The following is a 22,624-nucleotide window of genomic DNA, read 5'->3' as shown; positions in this document are numbered from 1 at the left end:
GGGGCCCCGAAGCGCTCCTCCTCACAACGCCGAGGGGACCCCGGACATGAAGCCGTTCAGGGAACGCAACCCGATCGTGGTCGGGGCGGTCAGCCTCGTCGTCCTCGCGGTGACCGTGGTCGCCGCCCTGCGGGCCGACGACCTGCCGATCATCGGCGGGGGCGACACCTACCACGCGATGTTCACCGAGGCGGGCGGGCTCAAGGTCAACGACGAGGTCCGCATCGCCGGCGTCCGCGTCGGCAAGGTCGACGAGATCGAGCTCGCGGGCGACGAGGTGCGGGTCAGCTTCAAGGTCGACGACGCCGCCGACTTCGGTGGCGAGACCCGGGCCGCGATCAAGGTGAAGACGATCCTCGGCTCGATGTTCCTCGCGCTCGAGCCCGCCGGCGGCGGCCGGCTCGCCGAGGGGGCGACGATCCCCGCCGCGCGCACCTCCTCGCCGTTCGACGTGGTCGAGGCGTTCGAGGGACTCGCGGCGACCTCCGAGCAGATCGACACCGACCGGCTCGCGGAGTCGCTCACCACGCTCGCCGACCTCACCCGCAACACCCCCGAGGAGTTCCGGGGCGCGCTCGACGGGCTGAGCCGGCTCTCGTCCAACATCGCCGCGAAGGACGAGCAGCTCAACACGCTGCTGGTCAACCTCGAGCGGGTCTCGACCGTCCTCGACGAGCGCGACCAGGACATCATCAAGCTGATGCAGGACAGCGACGTGCTGTTCCGGGCCCTCGTGGCCCGCCGCGAGGCCGTGCACGACCTGCTGGTCTCCAGCACGACCCTGTCGAAGGAGCTCACCCGCCTCATCGAGCAGTCGCGCGAGGACCTCAGGCCCGCCCTCGCCCACCTCGAGAACGTCGTGGCGGTCCTCAACAAGAACGAGGACAACCTTGACAGCAGTCTCCGGCTGATGGCGCCGTTCTACCGCGTCTTCGCCAACACGCTCGGCACCGGTCCGTGGTTCGACACCTGGATCTCCAACTTCCCACCCGTCCCGCAGGTGGGCTGACCCATGGACCTCGTGAAGCGCCTCGTCGTACCGCTCGTCGTGCTCGCCTTCGTCGTCGCGGCGGCCGTCAGCTTCCTCGGTGGCGACACCTCCAAGACCCTCGTCGCCCACTTCCCCCGCGCCATCTCCGTCTACGAGGGGAGCGACGTCCGGGTCCTCGGCGTGGCAGTGGGCACGGTGACCCGCGTCGAACCCACCGGCACCGACGTGACCGTCACCATGACGTACGACGACGAGGTGAAGCTGCCCGCCGACGCGCGGGCGGTGATCATCGCCCCGTCGGTGGTCGGCGACCGCTACGTCCAGCTCACCCCCGCCTACTCCGGCACCGGCGAGGTCCTCACCGACGGGGCCGAGCTCTCCGTCGACGAGACCGCGCAGCCGCTCGAGCTCGACCAGATCTACGAGAGCCTCGACCGCCTCAACGTCGCGCTCGGTCCCCGGGGTGCCAACAAGTCCGGGGCGCTGTCCGACCTGCTGTCGGTCACGGCCGACAACTTCGGCGGCCAGGGCACGACCTTCCGGCAGACGATCAAGGACTACTCGCGACTCAGCGACACGCTGGCCGGCAACTCCGACGAGCTGTTCGGCTCGGTCGAGGCGCTGGAGGGCTTCATGGAGACGCTCGCCGAGAACGACCAGACGGTGCGCCAGTTCAACCAGTCCCTCGCCGACGTCTCGACCATGCTGGCGGGGGAGCGGGAGGAGCTGGTCGCCGCCACGAGGAACCTGTCGGTGGCGCTCACGGCGGTCAAGGAGTTCGTCGAGGAGAACAAGGGATCGCTCAGCCGCAACATCACCGGGGTCAACCGGGTCGCGAAGGTGCTCGTGCGCCAGCGAGCAGCCCTCGACGAGATCCTGCGCGTGGCCCCCGGGGCGCTCAACAACCTCGCGCTGACCTACAACCCGCAGGCCGGCACCCTCGACACGCGTGCCAACTTCGGCGAGTCCATCAACCAGCTCGAGATCGACCCGGCCGCGTTCCTGTGCGGCTTCGTCGGCCAGGTCGAGCGCTCGGGGCAGGTGTGCGACCGGATCACCGACCTGCTCGCCCGGCCCCGCGCCGGCGCACTCGGCCGGGAGCCGACGCCGCTGCCGGCGCAGGACGTCTTCGACCCCACCCTCGGCGGGCTCGTCGCGGCAGACCCGGAGGTGGAGCGATGATGCGGCTCAAGGTCCTCGTGCTGGGTGTGCTCGCGACGCTCTTCCTGTCCGCGTGCGACGCGAGCGTCTACTCGCTCCCGCTCCCGGGCGGTCCCGACGTGGGAGACGACCCGATGACGGTCAAGGTGGAGTTCGCCGACGTCCTGGACCTGGTGCCGCAGTCGACGGTCAAGGTCAACGACGTGAGCGTCGGCAAGGTGAGCGCCGTCGACCTCGAGGGCTACCAGGCGCTGGTCACCCTGGAGATCCGGCGCGACGTCGACCTGCCCGGCAACGCGGTGGCCGAGCTGCGCCAGACCAGCCTGCTCGGCGAGAAGTTCGTCGAGCTCAGTGCCCCTGAGGAGGGTGCGATCGAGTCCCGGCTGCGGGACGGGGCCGTCATCCCGATCGAGCGGGCCGGTCGCAACCCCGAGGTCGAGGAGGTGCTCGGCGCCCTGAGCCTGCTGCTCAACGGAGGCGGCGTCGCCCAGCTCAAGACCATCACCCAGGAGCTCAACCTGGCCCTCGAGGGCCGCGAGGACTCCGCGCGCTCCGTGCTGCGCAACCTGCGCACCTTCACCGGCCAGCTCGACGAGAACAAGGCCGACATCGTCGACGCGATCGAGTCGCTCAACCGGCTCGCGCTCGCGGCGGAGAAGCAGCTGCCCACGATCGACCGGGCGCTCGACGAGCTGCCCAGCGCGCTCGACTCCATCGACCGCCAGCGCGACGACCTCGTGGAGATGCTGGCGGCCCTCGACCGGCTGTCGTCGGTCGCCGTGGACGTCATCGCCCGCTCGAAGGACGCGACCATCACCTCGCTCCGGCGGCTCGACCCGGTGCTGACCCAGCTCGCGGCGTCGGGTGACGACTTCACCAACGCCTTCCACGTCTTCCTCACCTACCCCTTCGTCGACGAGGTCGTCGGCCGCGACCCGCAGGTGGCGCGCAACCTGCACATGGGCGACTACACCAACCTCTCGATCACCCTCGACGTCGACCTGACCGGGATCCCGACCACGATCCCCACCACGTTGCCGACCGAGGCGTGCATCCCGCTGAGCGCCCTGCCCCAGGACGGCCCGCTGCCCGACTCGAGCCGGCTGTGCCAGGACGCCCTCGACGCGATCAACGACTGCCTCGAGGGCCTGCGCCGCGGCGACGTCTCCGCCTGCATCGGCCTCCCGGGCTCGGTCATCAGCGCGGTGTGCAAGCAGTACCCCGTGCCCGGCCTGTGCGGCGGGTCGGGAGACCCCACCGTGCCGCTCCCGACGCCCACGCTGCCGACCGTCCCGGTCCCCACGCTGCCGACGATCACGCTGCCCGGGCTGCCCGGCCTGCCCCGCCCCGGCGCCTATCCGGCCGGCGACCCGCCCGGCAGGGAGCGGGGGCCGACGATGGGCGACCTCGCGGAGGTCTACGACCCCGCCCTCGTGAGCCTCCTCGTCCCCGGGATGGTGACGCGATGATCACCCGGAGGACCAAGCTGCAGCTGCTCGTCTTCGCCATCATCACGCTGGTGGGCGTCAGCTTCGTGGGCGCTCGCTACGCCCGGCTCGACCGTCTCGTCCTCGACCAGAGCTACACGGTCGTGGCCCACTTCGCCGACTCCGGAGGCGCCTTCGCCGGGGCGGAGGTGTCCTACCGCGGGGTGCGCGTGGGCGAGGTCAGCGAGCTCGTCCTCACCGACGACGGCGTCGACCTCGTGCTCGACATCGAGGAGGAGCACGACGACATCCCGGCCGACGCCCACGCGCTGGTCGGCAACCGGTCGGCCGTCGGCGAGCAGTACGTCGAGCTCCAGCCGCAGAGCGACGACGGCCCGTTCCTGCGCGACGGCTCGGAGATCGCCCGCGACGTCACGACGACCCCGATCCAGACCGACACCCTCCTCACCCACCTCGACGAGACCGTGCGCAGCGTCGACCAGGACGACCTGCGCACCGTGACCTCCGAGCTCGGCCTCGCCTTCAGGGGCGCCGGCGACGACCTCCAGACGATCCTCGACAGCAGCAACGAGCTCATCACCGTGGCGGAGCAGAACTTCGACGTCACCGTCGACCTGATCCGCGACAGCAACACGGTGCTCAACGGGCAGATCGACTCCGAGCGCGCCTTCCGTCGCTTCGCGCGCGACCTCTCGCTCTTCTCCACCACGGTGGCCGACCACGACCGGGACCTGCGCCGGCTCATCGAGGACGGCTCGCTCGGCGCCAACGAGCTGCGCGTCTTCCTCGAGGACAACGAGGTCGAGCTCGGCGACCTCATCAACAACCTGGTCACCACCGGCGAGGTCGTGGTCAAGCACCTCGACGGCATCGAGCAGCTGCTGGTCATCTACCCCTACGTCGTCGAGGGCGGCTACACGGTCGTGTCGCGGTCGCCGGGCACCGGGCTCTACGACGCCCACTTCGGCATGGTCCTCACCTCGGAGCCGCACGTGTGCCTCGGCGGCTACGAGGGCACCGACCGCCGCTCGCCGCTCGACGGCAGCGACGCCCCCATGAACGAGGGCGCCGGGTGCACCGAGTCGGCGGCGACCTCCAACGCCCGCGGCGCGCAGAACATCCAGGCGCCGCGACCGGCCACCGGCTGGGGTGCCGCCGACTTCGCCCACGACCCCGAGACGGGCGCCGTGACGTCCGACCCCGCCGAGATCCAGCGCCTCACCGGGTCGCGTCCCGCGGCGCCGCGGACCCTCGGCGAGGACAGCTGGAAGTGGCTCTACCTCGAGCCGCTGCTCGGGCACGGCGTGACGTCGGCCGCCGATCGTCGTTGACCCTGCAGACCCCTTGGAGGAGGGGTCGCACGTTCCAGGGAGGGAACATGTCCGTGCTGTCCGAACGCACCCGGTCGGGCGGGGCCGTCGAGCCCGGGCCCGCCGGGAAGGTGGCCGAGGGTGGGTCCGCCACCCGTGACCCCGCCCCACCTCGCTGGCGGCGCCTGCTCGCCGTCGCGCTCACCCTCGTCGTCGTGGCCTGCGTCGCCGTGCTCGTCTGGCTCACCGCCGGTGGGCGGGCGTCGGCCGGTGGCACGCTCGACCACCCCGAGGAGCGCGAGCAGGTGATGAGCCTGACCGACCAGTTCGTCAAGCGGCTCGGCACCTACAGCCCCGACCTCCTCGACGGGTCCGGCCAGATGCCCGACTACCGCGAGCAGGTCCGCGAGGTCATCACGCCGAAGTTCGCGGCCGACTTCGACAAGGAGGTCGCCACCGCCGAGCAGCTCGTCGCCCAGGGCGGCATCACCCGCACCGCCGACGTCTTCGCCACGGCCGTGTCGTCCGTGGACGACGACTCCGCGCGGGTGCTCGTCGCCGGGGCGTTCACCGACAGCTACCAGCAGGGCGAGGGCAAGCAGGCGCGCACCGTCGACCAGGAGCCGCTCCCGTTCCGCTTCACCGTCGACCTGGTGATGATCGAGGGCGAGTGGCTCGTCGACGACTTCACCCCGGTGAGCTCGCCCGACGAGCCCGGCGCCTCCGAGGGGAGCACCCCGTGACCGACGCACCCACCTGGTACGACGTCCTCGACGTGTCGCGCGACGCCTCGACCGAGGAGGTCCGCGCCGCCTGGAAGGGCCGCATCGCCGACCTCGAGCCGGGCGACCGACGCTTCGACACCCTCAACCGGGCCGCGAAGGTCCTGCTCGACCCCGCCGCGCGTGCGGCGTACGACGAGACGCTCCCGCCCGAAGGTGTCCGAGAAGCCCTGGACACCCACGAAGCCGAGGGCGCCGAGGGCGCTGGGGGCTCGGCGTCACCGGAGCCCGTGGCGAGGCCGGGCCGGGCGGGGCCGGGCCTCGCCACCCGCCTCCGCCGTTCCTCGACCGCCGGGGCCGACGCGCCGGGGGAGCGGCGCGGGGCGCCCTCCTGGCTGCTGGCGGGGCTGGGCGTGCTGGCGGCCGGGCTCCTGGGCGCGACCGCGTGGACGTGGAGCCAGGGCGCGGCGGCCGGCGACGACACGGCCGCCCGTGACGCCCAGGTGGCGGCGGAGCGCGCCGTCGTGCCCGTGCTGTCCTACGACTACGAGACCCTCGAGGCCGACCAGCGCGAGGCCCAGGCCCTGATGACCGGCAGCTACCGGGAGGAGTACGACAAGCTCTTCACCGTCCTGGAGGACAACGCGCCGCGGACGCAGACCCGGGTCACCGCCTCGGTGGTCGCCTCAGGCATCGTGCGCGCGAGCCAGGACCGGGTGCAGGTGCTGGTCTTCGTGGACCGGCCGACGACCAACAAGCTCGACGCCGAGCCGGTGGTCTACAAGGATCAGGTCACCGTGTCGATGCAGCGCGTGGACGGCGAGTGGCTGGTCGACGACCTCATCACCTCGCCCGCCCAAGGGTAGGCAATCGGCGCGTTCTGCTTGACCCAGGGCGACGTGACGTTCATAGTCATGGCCAACGCGTGGAGCGTCCCTCAGGGAAGTCGACCCCGCGTTTGTGGCGTGTCCTCAAGTGCGCTATCGTGTCTCCTTGCGCCTGCCCTCAGATGCCCGACGCCTTCCGGACGGTCGTCGTGGTGGTCGGCAAGCGCCGATCACTTGCTCATTTGTGAGGACACCTCTTGGCCGCGCGCAGCTCTGCTGGTAACCACCGTCGCACCTCTTTCGCAAAGATCACCGAACCTCTCGAGGTTCCCCCCCTCATCTCGCTCCAGACGAGCAGCTTCGACTGGCTGGTCGGCGGCGAGCGCTGGGAGGCGGAGGTGGCCGCCCGTCGGGCTGCCGGTGAGGACGTCTCCGAGAAGACCGGTCTGCAGGAGATCTTCGAGGAGATCTCCCCGATCGAGGACTTCTCCGAGACGATGATGCTCTCCTTCGACAACCCCGTCTTCCTCGACGAGAAGTACACCGAGGAGGAGTGCAAGGAGAAGGACTTCACCTACTCCCGCCCGCTCTACGTCTCGGCCGAGTTCATGAACCACGAGACCGGTGAGATCAAGGGCCAGACGGTCTTCATGGGCGACTTCCCCATGATGACCCGCAAGGGCACCTTCATCATCAACGGCACCGAGCGCGTCGTCGTCTCGCAGCTCGTGCGCTCGCCCGGCGTCTACTTCGAGTCGAGCCCCGACAAGACCTCCGACAAGGACATCTTCACCGCCAAGCTCATCCCGAGCCGCGGTGCCTGGCTGGAGTTCGAGATCGACAAGCGCGACCTCGTCGGCGTGCGCCTCGACCGCAAGCGCAAGCAGAACGTCACCGTCCTGCTCAAGGCGCTCGGCTGGACCACCGAGCAGATCCGCGAGGAGTTCGGCCAGTACGAGTCGATGATGCTGACCCTCGAGAAGGACAGCGTCCGCTACGAGGTCGTCTACGAGGAGCTGCAGAAGAAGGCGCGGGGCGAGGCCCCGACCGCCGAGCAGGTCAACGACGAGGTCACCCGCCTCGCGCTGCTCGACATCTACCGCAAGCTCCGCCCGGGCGAGCCGCCGACGGCCGAGGCCGCGCAGACGCTGCTCAACAACTACTACTTCAACCCCAAGCGCTACGACCTGGCGAAGGTCGGCCGCTACAAGATCAACAAGAAGCTCGGCCTCCACGAGGCGTTCGACCAGCAGACGCTGACCATCGACGACGTCGTGGCCGCCATCCGCTACGTCGTGCAGCTGCACGCCGCGGGTGTCCAGGCCGACTCGCCCGACCTGGTCGACGCCCAGGGCAACGTCGTCGAGGGTCCTGACGGCGCCCCCGTCAAGGTCCAGGCCGACGACATCGACCACTTCGGCAACCGCCGCATGCGCACGGTGGGCGAGCTCATCCAGAACCAGCTCCGCACGGGCCTGGCCCGCATGGAGCGCGTGGTCCGCGAGCGGATGACGACCCAGGACGTCGAGGCCATCACGCCGCAGTCCCTGATCAACATCCGCCCCGTGGTCGCGGCGCTGAAGGAGTTCTTCGGCACCTCGCAGCTCTCGCAGTTCATGGACCAGACCAACCCGATCGCCGGCCTGACGCACAAGCGTCGCCTCTCGGCCCTCGGTCCCGGTGGTCTGTCCCGCGACCGCGCCGGCATGGAGGTCCGTGACGTCCACCCGTCGCACTACGGCCGCATGTGCCCCATCGAGACCCCTGAGGGCCCCAACATCGGCCTGATCGGCTCGCTGGCCTCCTACGGCCGGATCAACCCGTTCGGCTTCGTCGAGACCCCCTACCGCCGCGTGGTGAAGGGTGTCGTCACCGACGAGATCGACTACCTGACCGCCGACGACGAGGACCGCTACGTCATCGCGCAGGCCAACGCCCCGCTCGACGACGCGATGAAGTTCGTCGAGGAGCGCGTGCTGGTCCGTCAGAAGAACGGTGAGGTCGACGCGATCCTGGCCGAGGAGGTCGACTACATGGACGTCTCGCCGCGCCAGATGGTGTCGGTCGCGACGGCCCTGATCCCCTTCCTCGAGCACGACGACGCCAACCGCGCGCTCATGGGCGCCAACATGCAGCGCCAGGCCGTGCCGCTGATCACGAGCGACAGCCCGCTGGTCGGCACCGGCATGGAGTACCGCGCCGCCGTCGACGCCGGTGATGTGGTCGTCGCCGACAACGCCGGTGTGGTCAAGGAGGTGTCCGCCGACGCCATCGAGACGATGAACGACGACGGCACCTACCAGACCTACAAGCTGGCCAAGTTCCGTCGCTCCAACCAGGGCACCTGCATCAACCAGCGCCCGCTGGTCAAGGCCGGTGACCGTCTCGAGGTCGGTACGCCGATCGCCGACGGCCCCTGCACCGACGACGCCGAGATGGCGCTGGGCACCAACCTGCTCGTCGCCTTCATGCCGTGGCAGGGCCACAACTACGAGGACGCGATCATCCTCAGCCAGCGCCTGGTGCAGGAGGACGTCCTCACCTCGATCCACATCGAGGAGCACGAGGTCGACGCCCGCGACACCAAGCTCGGCCCCGAGGAGATCACCCGGGACATCCCGAACGTCTCCGAGGAGGGCCTGGCCGACCTCGACGAGCGCGGCATCATCCGCATCGGCGCCGAGGTCACCACCGGTGACATCCTGGTCGGCAAGGTCACGCCCAAGGGCGAGACCGAGCTCACCCCCGAGGAGCGCCTGCTCCGCGCGATCTTCGGTGAGAAGGCGCGCGAGGTGCGCGACACCTCGATGAAGGTGCCCCACGGTGAGTCCGGCACGGTCATCGGCGTGCGCGTCTTCGACCGCGAGGACGGCGACGACCTGCCTCCGGGCGTCAACCAGCTGGTGCGCGTCTACGTCGCGCAGAAGCGCAAGATCTCGGTCGGCGACAAGCTCGCCGGACGCCACGGCAACAAGGGCGTCATCGCCAAGATCCTGCCGGTCGAGGACATGCCGTTCATGGAGGACGGCACCCCGGTCGACGTCGTGCTCAACCCGCTGGGTGTGCCGCGACGCATGAACATCGGCCAGATCCTCGAGCTCCACCTCGGCTGGCTCGCCAAGCAGGGCTGGGACCTCAACCTCTCCGGCGAGAAGGGCGAGTCCGACTGGAAGAAGCGCCTCATCTCGATCGGCGCCGACCAGGCCGACCCCAACACCAAGGTCGCGACCCCGGTGTTCGACGGTGCCCGCGAGGACGAGATCACCGGCCTCCTCGGCTCCACGCTGCCCAACCGCGACGGTGAGCGGATGGTCAAGGAGGACGGCAAGGCCAACCTCTTCGACGGTCGTTCGGGTGAGCCGTTCCCGGAGCCGGTGGCTGTCGGCTACATGTACATCCTCAAGCTGCACCACCTCGTCGACGACAAGATCCACGCTCGCTCGACCGGCCCCTACTCGATGATCACGCAGCAGCCGCTGGGCGGTAAGGCCCAGTTCGGTGGACAGCGGTTCGGCGAGATGGAGGTCTGGGCGATGGAGGCCTACGGCGCCGCCTACGCCCTCCAGGAGCTGCTGACGATCAAGTCCGACGACGTGCCGGGCCGCGTGAAGGTCTACGAGGCCATCGTGAAGGGCGAGAACATCCCCGACTCCGGCATCCCGGAGTCGTTCAAGGTGCTCGTCAAGGAGATGCAGTCGCTCTGCCTCAACGTGGAGGTGCTGTCGCAGGACGGCTCCACCATCGAGATGAAGGACGCCGAGGAAGACGTCTTCCGGGCGGCCGAGGAGCTCGGCATCGACCTGTCCCGCCGCGAGCCCAGCTCGGTCGAAGAAGTCTGAGTCGCTGGTACGGCGGCCGGCCACCGGTCGCCGTACCACCTCAGTCCCAGCCTCACTTTCCACGTACTAACGAAGGACTGCAGCCATCGTGCTCGACGTTAACTTCTTCGACCAGCTTCAGATCGGCCTGGCCACCGCGGACGACATCCGCACGTGGAGCCACGGCGAGGTCAAGAAGCCGGAGACCATCAACTACCGCACGCTCAAGCCCGAGCGTGACGGCCTCTTCTGCGAGAAGATCTTCGGTCCCACCCGGGACTGGGAGTGCTACTGCGGCAAGTACAAGCGCGTGCGCTTCAAGGGCATCATCTGCGAGCGCTGTGGCGTCGAGGTCACCCGCTCCAAGGTGCGCCGCGAGCGCATGGGCCACATCGAGCTCGCCGCGCCCGTGACCCACATCTGGTACTTCAAGGGCGTCCCGTCGCGCCTGGGCTACCTGCTCGACCTGGCGCCGAAGGACCTCGAGAAGGTCATCTACTTCGCCGCCTACATGATCACCTCGGTCGACGAGGACGCGCGTCACCGCGACATGGACTCGCTCGAGAACAAGGTGGGCCTGGAGCGCGAGCGCCTCGAGAAGCGCCGCGACACCTCCGTGGAGGACCGCGCCAAGAAGCTCGAGGAGGACCTCGCCACCCTCGAGGCCGAGGGCGCCAAGGCCGACGCCAAGCGCAAGGTGCGTGATGGTGCCGACCGCGAGATGAACCAGCTCCGTGACCGCGCCAACCGTGAGATCGCGCGCCTCGAGGAGGTCTGGGACACCTTCAAGAGCCTCAAGGTCCAGGACCTGCTCGGCGACGAGCTGCTCTACCGCGAGATGAAGAACTGGTTCGGCAAGTACTTCGAGGGCCACATGGGCGCCACGGCGATCCAGAAGCGCCTCCAGGACTTCGACATCGAGGCCGAGGTCGAGTCGCTGCGCGACACCATCGCCAACGGCAAGGGCCAGCGCAAGGTCCGTGCCCTCAAGCGGCTCAAGGTCGTCGACGCGTTCCGCAAGACCGGCAACCAGCCCATCGGCATGGTGCTCGACGCCGTCCCGGTGATCCCGCCGGACCTGCGTCCGATGGTCCAGCTCGACGGTGGCCGCTTCGCCACCTCCGACCTCAACGACCTCTACCGCCGCGTCATCAACCGCAACAACCGCCTCAAGCGACTGCTCGACCTCGGTGCTCCCGAGATCATCGTCAACAACGAGAAGCGGATGCTGCAGGAGGCCGTGGACAGCCTCTTCGACAACGGTCGTCGCGGTCGTCCCGTCACCGGCCCGGGCAACCGGCCGCTGAAGTCGCTCTCCGACATGCTCAAGGGCAAGCAGGGTCGCTTCCGCCAGAACCTGCTCGGCAAGCGAGTGGACTACTCGGGCCGTTCGGTCATCGTGTCGGGTCCGCAGCTCAAGCTGCACCAGTGCGGTCTGCCCAAGCAGATGGCACTCGAGCTGTTCAAGCCGTTCGTAATGAAGCGGCTGGTCGACCTGTCGCACGCGCAGAACATCAAGTCCGCCAAGCGGATGGTGGAGCGCGCCCGCCCGGTCGTGTGGGACGTCCTCGAAGAGGTCATCACCGAGCACCCCGTGCTGCTCAACCGTGCGCCCACCCTGCACCGCCTCGGCATCCAGGCCTTCGAGCCGCAGCTGATCGAGGGCAAGGCCATCCAGATCCACCCGCTCGTCTGCGGCGCGTTCAACGCCGACTTCGACGGTGACCAGATGGCCGTGCACCTGCCGCTGTCCGCGGAGGCGCAGGCCGAGGCCCGCATCCTGATGCTGTCGACCAACAACATCCTCAAGCCGTCGGACGGTCGTCCGGTGACCATGCCCTCGCAGGACATGATCATCGGCCTGTTCTGGCTGACCACCGACCGTGAGGGCGAGCCCGGCGAGGGTCGCGTCTTCTCCTCGCCGGCCGAGGCGATCATGGCCTTCGACCGTCGCGAGATCACGCTGCAGAGCAAGATCAGCATCCGCCTCACCGACGTGGTGCCCCCGCTCGACCTCGAGCTGGGTGCCGACTGGGAGGAGCGGACCGCGGTGCGGCTCGAGACCACCCTCGGCCGTGTCTACTTCAACGACACGCTCCCGGCGGACTACCCGTTCGTCAACGAGGAGGTCGGCAAGAAGCGCCTCGGCGCGATCGTCAACGACCTCGCCGAGCGCTACACCAAGGTGCAGGTCGCGGCCTCGCTCGACGCTCTCAAGGACGCCGGCTTCCACTGGGCCACGCGCTCGGGTGTGACCGTCTCGATCGACGACGTCACCACCCCCGACGACAAGGCCGAGATCCTCAGCCGCTACGAGGCCCAGGCCGAGAAGGTCCAGAAGAACTACGAGCGCGGTGTGATGACCGACGACGAGCGTCGTCAGGAGCTCATCGAGCTGTGGACCCAGGCCGCTGCCGAGGTCGGTCGCGCGATGGAGGCCAACTTCGACCGCAAGAACCCGATCTACATGATGGTCGACTCGGGCGCCTCCGGAAACATGAACCAGATCCGGCAGGTCGCGGCCATGCGTGGTCTGGTGGCCAACCCGAAGGGCGAGATCATCCCGCGCCCGATCAAGGCCAACTTCCGCGAGGGCCTGACGGTGCTCGAGTACTTCATCGCCACCCACGGTGCCCGCAAGGGTCTCGCCGACACCGCGCTGCGCACCGCCGACTCGGGCTACCTGACCCGTCGTCTGGTGGACGTCTCGCAGGACGTCATCATCCGTGAGGACGACTGCGGCACCGAGCGCGGCCTGCCCAAGCGGATCGACGACGAGCACGTGGAGACCTCGGCCTACGCCCGGGCCTCCGCCGTCGAGATCACCCACCCGGAGACCGGCGAGGTCCTCGCCGCCGCCGGTGAGGACCTGGGCGACGTCAAGATCGGCGAGCTCGTGGCCGCCGGCGTCACCGAGGTCAAGGTCCGCTCGGTCCTGACCTGCGACGCCCGCACCGGCACCTGTGCCAAGTGCTACGGCCGCTCGCTGGCCACCGGCAAGCTGGTCGACATCGGTGAGGCGGTCGGCATCATCGCCGCCCAGTCCATCGGTGAGCCCGGCACGCAGCTGACCATGCGCACGTTCCACACCGGTGGTGTGGCCTCCGCCGACGACATCACGCAGGGTCTGCCCCGTGTGGTCGAGCTCTTCGAGGCCCGCTCGCCCAAGGGTCGTACGCCGATCTCGGAGTCCGCCGGTCGCGTGAAGATCGAGGAGACCGACAAGGCCCGCGTCGTCGTGGTCACCCCCGACGACGGCTCCGAGGTCCAGGAGATCCCGGTGTCGAAGCGCTCGCGCCTCAACGTCGAGGACGGCGACCACATCGACGTCGGTCACCACATCACGTCCGGTACGCCCGACCCGCAGGACGTCCTGCGCATCCTCGGTGTCCGCAAGGCGCAGGAGCACCTCGTGGACGAGGTCCAGGAGGTCTACCGCTCGCAGGGCGTGGCGATCCACGACAAGCACATCGAGATCATCGTGCGGCAGATGCTGCGTCGCGTGACGGTCATCGAGTCCGGTGACACCAACCTGCTCCCGTCCGACCTGGTCGACCGGGTGCGGTTCGAGGAGGAGAACCGGCGCGTGGTCTCCGAGGGCGGCAAGCCGGCCTCGGGTCGTCCGGTCCTCATGGGCATCACGAAGGCCTCGCTCGCGACCGAGTCGTGGCTCTCGGCGGCCTCCTTCCAGGAGACCACCCGGGTGCTCACCGACGCCGCGATCAACGGCCGCTCCGACAGCCTCCGTGGCCTGAAGGAGAACGTGATCATCGGAAAGCTCATCCCGGCCGGCACCGGCCTCGAGCGCTACCGCAACATCCGGGTGGAGCCCACCGAGGAGGCGCGCGCCGCGGCCTACTCGGTCACCGGCTACGACTCCTACGACTACGACTTCGGTCCGTCGTCGCAGGCGGTCGCACTCGACGACTTCGACTTTGGCTCGTACCAGAACTGATCGCGAAGCGATCCGTTCTGGTGTGACGAGCCAGATCGAGTAGCACCGACGCCCGTCCTCGCTTGCGAGGGCGGGCGTCGTGCGTATCGAGGTCGGCCGGTGGTCTCGTGACGGGCGCCAGGGCGCCCCTCGACCAGCGATGCCGGCTCCTTCCACGCCCTCTGCGAGAATTCCGGTGTGACGACCCCCTCCTCGCGCCCCGCCTCCGCCGACGTGCTCGTCGTCGGCGCGGGCCCCGCGGGCTCGGCCGCCGCGGCCTGGGCCGCCCGTGCCGGGCTCGACGTCGTGCTCGCCGACGCGGCGACGTTCCCGCGCGACAAGACCTGCGGCGACGGGCTCACCCCCCGGGCGATCGGGGAGCTGCAGAGGCTCGGCCTCGAGGACTGGCTGCGCGCGCACACCGTCAACGAGGGCCTGCGCGCCCACGGGTTCGGCCAGACGCTGCTGCTGCCGTGGCCGGGCGGCTCGCTGCCCGACTGGGGCTCGGCGGTGGCTCGCACCGAGCTCGACGACCACCTGCGCACGGGGGCGATCAAGAGCGGCGCGCGTGCCGTCGACGGCGCCCGGGCGGTCGGCGTACGACGTGAGGGCGAGCTGGTGGCCGCGGTCGAGCTCCGCGACGCCGAGGGCACCTACGAGGTCGCCTGCCGCTGGCTGGTCGTGGCGGACGGCGTCCGCTCGCCGCTGGGCAAGCTGCTGGGCCGCGAGTGGCACCGCGACACCGTCTACGCCGTCGCCGGACGGTCCTACGTCGACTCCGAGATGAGCGACGACCCGTGGATCAGCTCGCACCTCGAGCTGCGCGACGAGCAGGGCGAGCTCGTGACCGGGTACGGCTGGATCTTCCCGCTGGGTGACGGCACCGTGAACCTCGGCGCCGGCACCCTGGCGACGAGCAGGCGCCCTGCCGAGGTCGCCATCAAGCCGCTCATGCAGACCTACGCCGACACGATCGGCGCGGACTTCGGGCTCTCCGGCGAGCTGCGGGCGCCGACCTCGGCGCTGCTGCCCATGGGTGGCGCCGTCAGCAACGTCGCCGGCCCCAACTGGGCGCTCATCGGCGACGCCGCCGCGTGCGTCAACCCGCTCAACGGCGAGGGCATCGACTACGGCCTCGAGACCGGCCGCTTCGTGGCCGAGCACATCACCAGCGGCGTCGGCCTCGGCGAGGCCTGGCGCTCGACGCTGGTGGAGCACTACGGCGAGGCGTTCTCGATCGCCCGCCGGCTCGCGGGGATCGCCACCCAGCCCCGGGTCGTCGCCGCCCTCGGGCCGGCCGGGATGCGCTCGGACTGGCTGATGACCCTCGCCCTGCGCTGGATGGGCAACCTCGTCGACGACGCCGACCGCGACCGCGCGGCCCGGGTGTGGCGCTGGGCCGGACGCCGGTCGATGGCGCGCGACGCCCGACCGCCCTTCGCGTGAGCCGGGACCGGACCTACCGCGCTGCCGTCGCGCTGGGGAGGGCCGGCATGCGCGCGCTGGGCATCCAGGTCGTGGGGAGGGGCGCCGAGCACGTGCCGACGAGCGGCCCGGTGGTGCTCGCGGCGACGCACGTGTCCTACCCGGACTTCGTGTTCGTGCAGGACGGCGCCCGGTCGTCGGGTCGTCACGTCCGCTTCATGACCCGCCACGACGTCTGGCACGTCCCGCTGGTGGGGCGCGCGATGAGCGCCATGCGGCACGTCCCGGTCGACCGGGAGGCGCCCGCCGGGGCGTACGTCGTCGCGCGTCGGCTGCTGCGCGAGGGCGAGGCGGTCTGCGCGTTCCCGGAGGCGGGGATCAGCTACTCCTACACCGTGCGCTCGCTGATGCGCGGCGTGGCGAGCCTGGCCCGGGAGACCGGCGCGCCCGTCGTCCCGGTGGCGCTGTGGGGCTCGCAGCGGGTCTACTCGGTCGGCGTGCCCGACGAGCGCGGCCGCGAGCCGCGCCCCGACCTCACCCGCGGCCGCCGGGTCGACGTCAGCTTCGGACCACCCCTCGTCGTCGGTCCGGACGAGGACCTCACGGCGTGGACCCACCGGCTCGGCGCGGCGCTGACCGCGCAGCTCGAGGAGCTGCAGCGACTCCCGCACCACCGTCCGCGGCCCGGGGAGCACGCGCCCTGGTACCCCGCCCACCTCGGCGGCCACGCCCCGACGCGGGCCGAGGCCGCGCACCTCGACGTGGTGCCCCGCGCGGCGGTCAGACCGACGTGGGGGCCGAGCTAGGCCGCTTGCGTCGCGACTCCACCCAGCCGAGCGGGTTGGTGAACGGCTCGAGCACGCGCCGCACCGGCGGCGACGCGAGCAGGAACGCGAGGCCGACCGCGCCGAGGACGGTGAGGACCAGCCCCATCGCCGGGTAGGACGCGGTGAAGTCGGGCCAGCCGAGCGCCTTGAACGTCTTGATGACGAAGCCGTGGAAGAGGTAGACCACCATCGTCGCGGTGCCCATCGTGGTGAACCAGCCGAGGCTGCGCCGGGGCACGAGCGACATCGCCGCGAAGGCGCCCACGAGGCCGACCATCATGACGGTGAGCCGGGTCTGGAAGGCGATCTCGTTGTCGATCGGCAGGTCCGAGTAGCCGGTGTCGTACCAGAGCAGGGCGGTCTCGGCCCACGTGTCGGTGTAGACCGCCATCACGCCGATGCCGACCAGCATCGGGACCGCCGCCACCTTCACCCAGACGTCGTCGAGGTGGGCGAGGTGGCGCGGCTTGAGGTGCAGGCCCAGCACGAAGAACGGCAGCAGGCCGAGGAAGCGGGGGATCATCAGCGAGTCGTCGGTCCAGAGGCCACCGAGCAGGCTGACGATCACCGACAGCGGCAGGAAGAGCCAGTGCCGCTTGAGGACCGGCGTCACCAGGCGCCACATCAGCAGCACGATGAGGTACCACATCGTCCAGTGCGGCTGGATCCACAGCGGCCCCGTGACGTCCTCGCCGACCACCTCGCGGCGGTAGTAGAACAGCGCCGGCTCGAAGAGCAGGTAGGGGATCGCGAGCGTGTAGACCAGGCTCTTCATCCGCCGCCGGTCCCACTCGAAGGACTTCGAGAGGTAGCCGCTGACGAACACGAAGGCCGGGATGTGCCACAGGTAGATGAAGTCGTAGACCCAGTGGCTGCCCGCGCTCTCCTCGACGAGGCCGATCGCGTGACCCACGACGACGAGGGTGACCAGCACCATCTTGACGTTGTCGAGCCACGGATCACGGGACGCGGGGGGCACGCCGCTCACGGTACTTCACGAGGTCGTTCACTAGGTTGGACGCCATGGGATCCCTGCCGAGGCGACAGCGGGTGGCGGCGTACGCCGTCATCCTCCGCGAGCGCGGGGGTCAGGTCGAGATCCTGCTGAGCCGGCTCGCGCCCCGGGTCTCCCGGTCCGAGCTGTGGACGCTCCCGGGTGGCGGCGTCGACCACGGCGAGGACCCGCGCGACGCCCTGATCCGCGAGGTGCAGGAGGAGACCGGGCTCGACGCGACCGTCGGTGACAGGGCACGCGTCTACAGCGCCCACATGCCCCGCTCGCCGCGCGACGGGCAGCTCGTCGACGCGCACGCGATCCGCCTGGTCTACGAGGGCTGGGTGCCGCCGCACTCGCCGGTCCCGCGGGTGGTGGAGGTCGACGGCTCCACCATCGAGGCGGCGTGGCGGACGCTCGACGACGTCGCCTCCGGCGCCGTCCCGGTGTCGTCGGTGGTGACCGAGGCGCTGGTGGACCACCAGCCGTTCCGCCTGCAGCGCGTGGCGGCCTACGCCCTCGTCACCCGGCGCCACGACGGCGCGGACCAGGTGCTGCTGACCCGGCTCTCGGCGAGCGCCGCGCACCCCGGCAGGTGGACGCTGCCCGGCGGGGGCGTGGACCACGGCGAGCACCCGTCGGTGGCGCTCGCCCGCGAGGTCGAGGAGGAGTGCGGGCTGCCGTGCGAGGTCGGCGCGCTGGTCGGCGTGCACGACACCCACTTCGCCGGCACCGCCCCGTCCGGCCGGATCGAGGACTACCACGGCGTGCACCTCGTCTACCGGGCGAGCGTCGCCGACGGCGAGCCCCGGGTGCTGGAGGTCGACGGCACCACCGACGCGGTCGCGTGGGTGCCGACGACCGACGTCGCGTCGGGCGCGGTCGACGTGCTCGACGTGGTCGACTACGCACTGGAGGTCGTGTCGTGACGGAGACCGTCTTCACCTACGCCGCACCCGGGCTGAAGTTCGGGCGCGGCGCCAGCGACGAGATCGGGTGGGACGTCCAGCAGCTGTGCCGAGACGTCCCCGGCGACGCGGCGCGACGGGTCCTGCTCGTCACCGACCCGGGCGTCGCCGTCACCGGCCACCCCGAGCGGATCGCCGACGGCATGCGGACCCGCGGTCTCGACGTGGTGGTCTACGCCGAGGCGCACGTCGAGCCGACCGACGCCTCCCTGGAGGCGGCCGTCGCCGCGGCCCGCGAGGCCGGGCCCTTCCACGCGGTGGTCGCGGTCGGTGGCGGCTCCTCGATCGACACCGCAAAGGCGGTCGACCTGATGCTGACCAACCCCGGCGCGCTGATGGACTACGTCAACGCGCCGGTCGGTGGCGGCCGGGCGCCCGAGCACCCGCTCCTGCCGCTCGTCGCGGTCCCCACGACCACGGGCACCGGTGCCGAGTCGACCACCATCTGCGTGCTCGACGTCCTGGCGCTCGAGGTGAAGACCGGCATCTCCCACGCCCGGCTGCGCCCCACGCTGGCCGTCGTCGATCCCGACCTGACCATGACGCAGCCCGCGATGGTCACCGCCTCGGCGGGCATGGACATCCTCTGCCACGCGCTGGAGAGCTGGACGGCGCGGTGGTACGCCGACTTCGAGGCCAAGCAGCCCGAGCAGCGGGTGCCCTACTGCGGCGCCAACCCCATCGCCGACATGTGGTCGGAGAAGTCGCTGTCGCTGCTCGCGGGCGCCTTCCGCCGCGCGGTGCGCGACGGCTCCGACGGCGAGGCGCGCGAGCAGATGGCCCTCGCCGCGACCTTCGCCGGGCTCGGCTTCGGCAACGCCGGCGTCCACGTCCCCCACGCGTGCGCCTACCCGATCGCCGGCCGGGTGCGCGACTACCGCCCGGAGGGCTACCCCGCCGACGAACCGATCATCCCGCACGGGATGGCCGTGGTGATGACGGCGCCGGCCGCCTTCGCGCTCCTCCACGACGCCGCGCCCGAGCGGCACCGCCGGGCGGCCGAGATCCTCGGCGGAGCCGGCGAGCCGCTCCCCGACGTGCTCCGGCGGCTGATGCGCGACGTCGGCCTGCCGAGCGGCCTGGCCGAGCTCGGCTACGGGGTCGGTGACGTGGACGACCTGGTCGAGGGGGCGCTCCAGCAGCAGCGCCTGCTCGCCACGGCTCCCGTCGAGGTGACCCCCGACGACCTGGCCGCCGTGTTCCGGGACTCGCTCGAGCACTGGTGACGGGACGCAGCCGTCGTCCCGGCGCGGCACCGTGCCGAGGCGTGGTCGCCGCGGGATCGGTGACCTGCGGGCCGGTCACTAGGATGGAGCCATGAACCCCCGCCACCGTCGACTCGTGATCCCGGTGGCGCTGGGGGCACTCATCCTCATCGTCGTCCTCGCCGCCGTGCTGTGAGCGCCGAGCTCGCCACGGTCCGCTCGGCGATCCTCGACGCCGACGGCCTCGTGCGCGCGCTGGCGACCGGGCGGCGCAAGGGCCGGCCGGTCCCGGTCGTGGACGGGCGCGAGGTACGACGTGTCGAGGTCCGGGTCGTCGACCTCAAGGCCGGGCGCCACCTGCAGGTGACGTCGTACGACGCCACGCAGGCGCACACCACCAACCACCTCGTGGGCGAGGCGGCCGCGGCCGCGGTGGACGCGCTGCTCGCGCAGCCGTTCGCCAACTGGCACGTCGACACCGCCACCGAGACCCACCAGCTGCGGGTGACGAAGAAGGGCGCGCCGCTGCTGCACACCTCGACGCGCGCCGAGGAGGTCGCGCCGGAGCGTGGTCACGACCGGCCCAAGGACCGACTGCTGCCAGAGGACCACCCCGTGCTCCGGGCGCTCGGGATCAGCGACGCCCAGGGCCGGGTGAAGCCGACGCGGCAGGCGAAGTACCGGCAGGTGGAGGAGCTCGTCCGGCTGCTGGACGCCAGCCTCACCGAGGCGATGGCGCAGGGCCGCGTGCGCACCCCGACGGCCGACGACCCGCTGCGCGTCGTCGACCTGGGCTGCGGCAACGCCTACCTCACCTTCGCCGCGCACGCCTACCTGTCCGACCGGCTCCCGGTGCGGGTCACCGGCGTCGACGTCAAGCAGCAGTCCGCCGACCACAACGCGCGCGTCGCCGCCGACCTGGGCATCGACGCCGACTTCGTCGTCGGCTCCATCGCCGATGCCCGGCTCGAGCAGGCTCCCGACGTCGTGCTCGCCCTCCACGCCTGCGACACCGCGACCGACGACGCGCTCGGACGCGCGCTCGAGTGGGAGGCCCCGCTGGTGCTCGCCGCCCCGTGCTGCCACCACGACATCGCCGCCCAGCTGCGCACGACCGAGGTGCCGGAGCCCTACGCGATGCTCACCCGCCACGGCATCCTGCGCGAGCGCTTCGCCGACACCCTCACTGACGCGTTGCGTGCGGCGCTGCTGCGTCGCGAGGGCTACCGCGTCGACGTCGTCGAGTTCGTCGAGAGCGCCCACACCCCGCGCAACACGCTGCTGCGGGCGGTGCGCACCGGCGCGGACGGGTCGGAGGCCGCCCGCGAGTACGACGACCTGCTGGCCGCGTGGGGCGTCCGGCCCCGGCTCGGCGAGCTGCTCGACCATGCGTGAGCTGCGCCGGGTCGCCGTCGGCGTCCTCGTGCTCGTGCCCTTCCTGCTGGGCGCGGCCTCCGGTGCGCCCGGTGCGCCGGACCGCCCGGCCTTCCGCTTCACCGACCCCGAGATCGTGGAGTCGAGCGGGCTCGTCGTGCTGCCCGGCGGCGGACGCGACGGCGGCCTGGTCGTGACCACCAACGACTCCGGCGACGCGGGTCGCGTCTTCGTCGTCGACCCGGCGTCCGGCGCGACGGTCGGCGTCACCACCTGGTCGACGGACCCCGAGGACGTCGAGGCGCTCGCACCTGCGGGCCCGGGCCACGTCTGGGTCGCCGACATCGGCGACAACCGCCACGCCCGCGACTCGGTGTCGGTGCTCCGGGTGCCGGTCGGGCGGGGTGACCGCGACGTCGTGCCGGAGGCCTACGACCTGGTCTACCCCGACGGCTCCCACGACGCCGAGGCCCTGCTCAGCCACCCGGTGACCGGGCGGCTGTTCGTCATCACCAAGGGTGTCTTCGCCGGCACGGTCTACGCCGCTCCGCAGCGCCTGCGCGCCGACCGGGCCAACCGCCTCACCGAGGTCGGCGACGCACCGGGCATCGTCACCGACGCCACGTTCCTGCCCGGTGGGGGAGGAGTGGTCATGCGCACCTACTCCTCGGCGCACCTGTCGTCCTACCCGTCGTGGCAGGCCGTCGAGTCCTGGTCGCTGCCCGACCAGGACCAGGGCGAGGGCGTCGCCCTCGCGGACGGGGAGCTGCTCGTCAGCACCGAGGGCGCCCGCTCCCAGGTCCTCCGGGTCGACCTGCCGGCGTCGGCTGGCGCGACCGACCGGCTCTCGCCGGCCTGGACGAGCCTGCGCTGGCTCGCGACGGCGCGCGGCTTCCCGCTCTGACCGCTCGGCTCAGGCGAGCGCCGCGTCGAGCGCGGCCTGGACGTGGAGCGTCGTGCAGGGGAAGACCGGCAGCTCGACGTCGGCCTGCTTGACCAGCAGCTCGAGCTCGGTGCACCCGAGCAGCACGCCGCCCGCGCCCGCGTCCCAGAGCTCCTCGATGATCGACACGACCCGGCTGCGCGTGCGGGGGAGCACGACGCCGTGCACGAGCTCCTCGTAGATCGCGTCGTTGAGGAAGTCGTGGTGCCCGGCGTCGGGGACCACCACCGACAGCCCGTGGTCCTGGAGCCGGTCGACGAAGAACGACTCCGTCATCGCGACCTTCGTGCCGATGAGCCCGACGGTCTCGACGCCCGCGGCGCGGACCGCCTCGGCCACCACGTCGCCGAGGTGGAGCAGCGGGATCCCGACGGCTTCCTCGACCTGGTCGGCGACCTTGTGGAAGGTCGTGGTGCACAGCAGCAGGAAGTCGGCGCCGGCGCGCTCCACCCCGCGGGCGGCGTCGGCGAGCAGCAGCCCGACCTGGTCCCAGCGCTCGTCGTCCTCGAGGTGGGTGACCTCCGCGAAGTCGACGGTGGTGAGGGCGAGCTTCGGCGAGGACAACCCGCCGAGCCGCTCCCGCATCCCGAGGTTGAGGTCGCGGTAGTAGACCGCGCTGCTCTCCCAGCTCATGCCGCCGACGAGTCCGATGGTCTTCACGCGCGGCAGTCTCCCAC

16 protein-coding genes are annotated in these 22,624 nt (G+C 71.0%); 14 read left to right on the top strand and 2 right to left on the bottom strand.

Translation table 11 applies throughout. From position 1 onward, the window contains the following. Positions 1–46: 46 nt before the first annotated feature. From NCI01_RS07530 to NCI01_RS07485, 10 genes are all read left to right on the top strand, one after another. Positions 47–1,009: an MCE family protein gene (locus NCI01_RS07530; RefSeq protein WP_254180869.1), complete on the top strand. Its 963-nt coding sequence runs from the start codon at positions 47–49 to the stop codon at positions 1,007–1,009. Between the two features lie 3 nt (positions 1,010–1,012). After that, a complete protein-coding gene (locus NCI01_RS07525) occupies positions 1,013–2,173 on the top strand; it encodes an MCE family protein (protein ID WP_254180868.1) in 1,161 nt (386 codons plus the stop codon). Beyond that, a complete protein-coding gene (locus NCI01_RS07520) occupies positions 2,170–3,621 on the top strand; it encodes an MCE family protein (RefSeq protein WP_254180867.1) in 1,452 nt (483 codons plus the stop codon). Before NCI01_RS07525 ends, NCI01_RS07520 begins: the two co-directional genes overlap by 4 nt. After that, the gene (locus NCI01_RS07515; RefSeq protein WP_254180866.1) at positions 3,618–4,931 is read left to right on the top strand and encodes an MCE family protein; all 1,314 of its coding nucleotides are present in this window, start codon (positions 3,618–3,620) and stop codon (positions 4,929–4,931) included. Before NCI01_RS07520 ends, NCI01_RS07515 begins: the two co-directional genes overlap by 4 nt. 47 nt (positions 4,932–4,978) lie before the next feature. After that, positions 4,979–5,653, top strand: coding sequence for a hypothetical protein (locus NCI01_RS07510; RefSeq protein WP_254180865.1), 675 nt, complete (start codon positions 4,979–4,981; stop codon positions 5,651–5,653). Further along, positions 5,650–6,498: a J domain-containing protein gene (locus NCI01_RS07505; RefSeq protein ID WP_254180864.1), complete on the top strand. Its 849-nt coding sequence runs from the start codon at positions 5,650–5,652 to the stop codon at positions 6,496–6,498. The genes NCI01_RS07510 and NCI01_RS07505 overlap by 4 nt, the downstream gene beginning before the upstream one ends. Positions 6,499–6,716: 218 nt before the next feature. Beyond that, on the top strand, positions 6,717–10,298 hold the full coding sequence (gene rpoB / locus NCI01_RS07500) for a DNA-directed RNA polymerase subunit beta (protein WP_254180863.1): 3,582 nt from the start codon (positions 6,717–6,719) through the stop codon (positions 10,296–10,298). Between the two features lie 88 nt (positions 10,299–10,386). After that, positions 10,387–14,232 (top strand): DNA-directed RNA polymerase subunit beta', encoded by a 3,846-nt coding sequence (locus NCI01_RS07495; protein ID WP_254180862.1) that lies wholly within the window; start codon positions 10,387–10,389, stop codon positions 14,230–14,232. Positions 14,233–14,409: 177 nt separating this feature from the next. Beyond that, positions 14,410–15,657 carry a geranylgeranyl reductase family protein gene (locus NCI01_RS07490; protein ID WP_254180861.1) on the top strand — a complete coding sequence of 416 codons (1,248 nt, stop codon included), beginning with the start codon at positions 14,410–14,412 and terminating at the stop codon, positions 15,655–15,657. Further along, entirely contained in the window at positions 15,654–16,442 is a 789-nt protein-coding gene (locus tag NCI01_RS07485; protein ID WP_254180860.1) for a lysophospholipid acyltransferase family protein, read from the top strand. The genes NCI01_RS07490 and NCI01_RS07485 overlap by 4 nt, the downstream gene beginning before the upstream one ends. On the opposite strand, the gene NCI01_RS07480 is transcribed toward NCI01_RS07485, so the two are convergent. Then, entirely contained in the window at positions 16,417–17,442 is a 1,026-nt protein-coding gene (locus NCI01_RS07480; protein ID WP_254180859.1) for an acyltransferase family protein, read from the bottom strand. The genes NCI01_RS07485 and NCI01_RS07480 overlap by 26 nt on opposite strands. 44 nt (positions 17,443–17,486) lie before the next feature. Here NCI01_RS07480 and NCI01_RS07475 point away from each other — a divergent pair, with 44 nt between their 5' ends. The 4 genes from NCI01_RS07475 to NCI01_RS07460 all read left to right on the top strand — a co-directional run bounded on the left by NCI01_RS07475 (position 17,487) and on the right by NCI01_RS07460 (position 21,908). Next, positions 17,487–18,386: an NUDIX domain-containing protein gene (locus NCI01_RS07475; RefSeq protein WP_254180858.1), complete on the top strand. Its 900-nt coding sequence runs from the start codon at positions 17,487–17,489 to the stop codon at positions 18,384–18,386. Continuing rightward, a complete protein-coding gene (locus NCI01_RS07470; protein WP_254180857.1) occupies positions 18,383–19,651 on the top strand; it encodes a hydroxyacid-oxoacid transhydrogenase in 1,269 nt (422 codons plus the stop codon). Before NCI01_RS07475 ends, NCI01_RS07470 begins: the two co-directional genes overlap by 4 nt. Positions 19,652–19,822: 171 nt before the next feature. Next, positions 19,823–21,025, top strand: a complete 1,203-nt coding sequence (locus NCI01_RS07465; RefSeq protein WP_254180856.1) for a class I SAM-dependent methyltransferase — start codon at positions 19,823–19,825, stop codon at positions 21,023–21,025. Then, positions 21,018–21,908: a YncE family protein gene (locus NCI01_RS07460; RefSeq protein WP_254180855.1), complete on the top strand. Its 891-nt coding sequence runs from the start codon at positions 21,018–21,020 to the stop codon at positions 21,906–21,908. The genes NCI01_RS07465 and NCI01_RS07460 overlap by 8 nt, the downstream gene beginning before the upstream one ends. A gap of 9 nt (positions 21,909–21,917) precedes the next feature. Here the strand turns inward: NCI01_RS07460 and NCI01_RS07455 are convergent, their stop codons facing one another. After that, entirely contained in the window at positions 21,918–22,607 is a 690-nt protein-coding gene (locus tag NCI01_RS07455) for an aspartate/glutamate racemase family protein (RefSeq protein ID WP_254180854.1), read from the bottom strand. Between the last annotated feature and the right edge of the window lie 17 nt (positions 22,608–22,624).

Origin of the sequence: Nocardioides pinisoli (assembly GCF_024199985.1) — a bacterium.
Taxonomy (GTDB): domain Bacteria; phylum Actinomycetota; class Actinomycetes; order Propionibacteriales; family Nocardioidaceae; genus Nocardioides; species Nocardioides pinisoli.
Note: the sequence above shows the minus strand (reverse complement) of the source record. Positions and strands in the feature narration are given on the sequence as shown.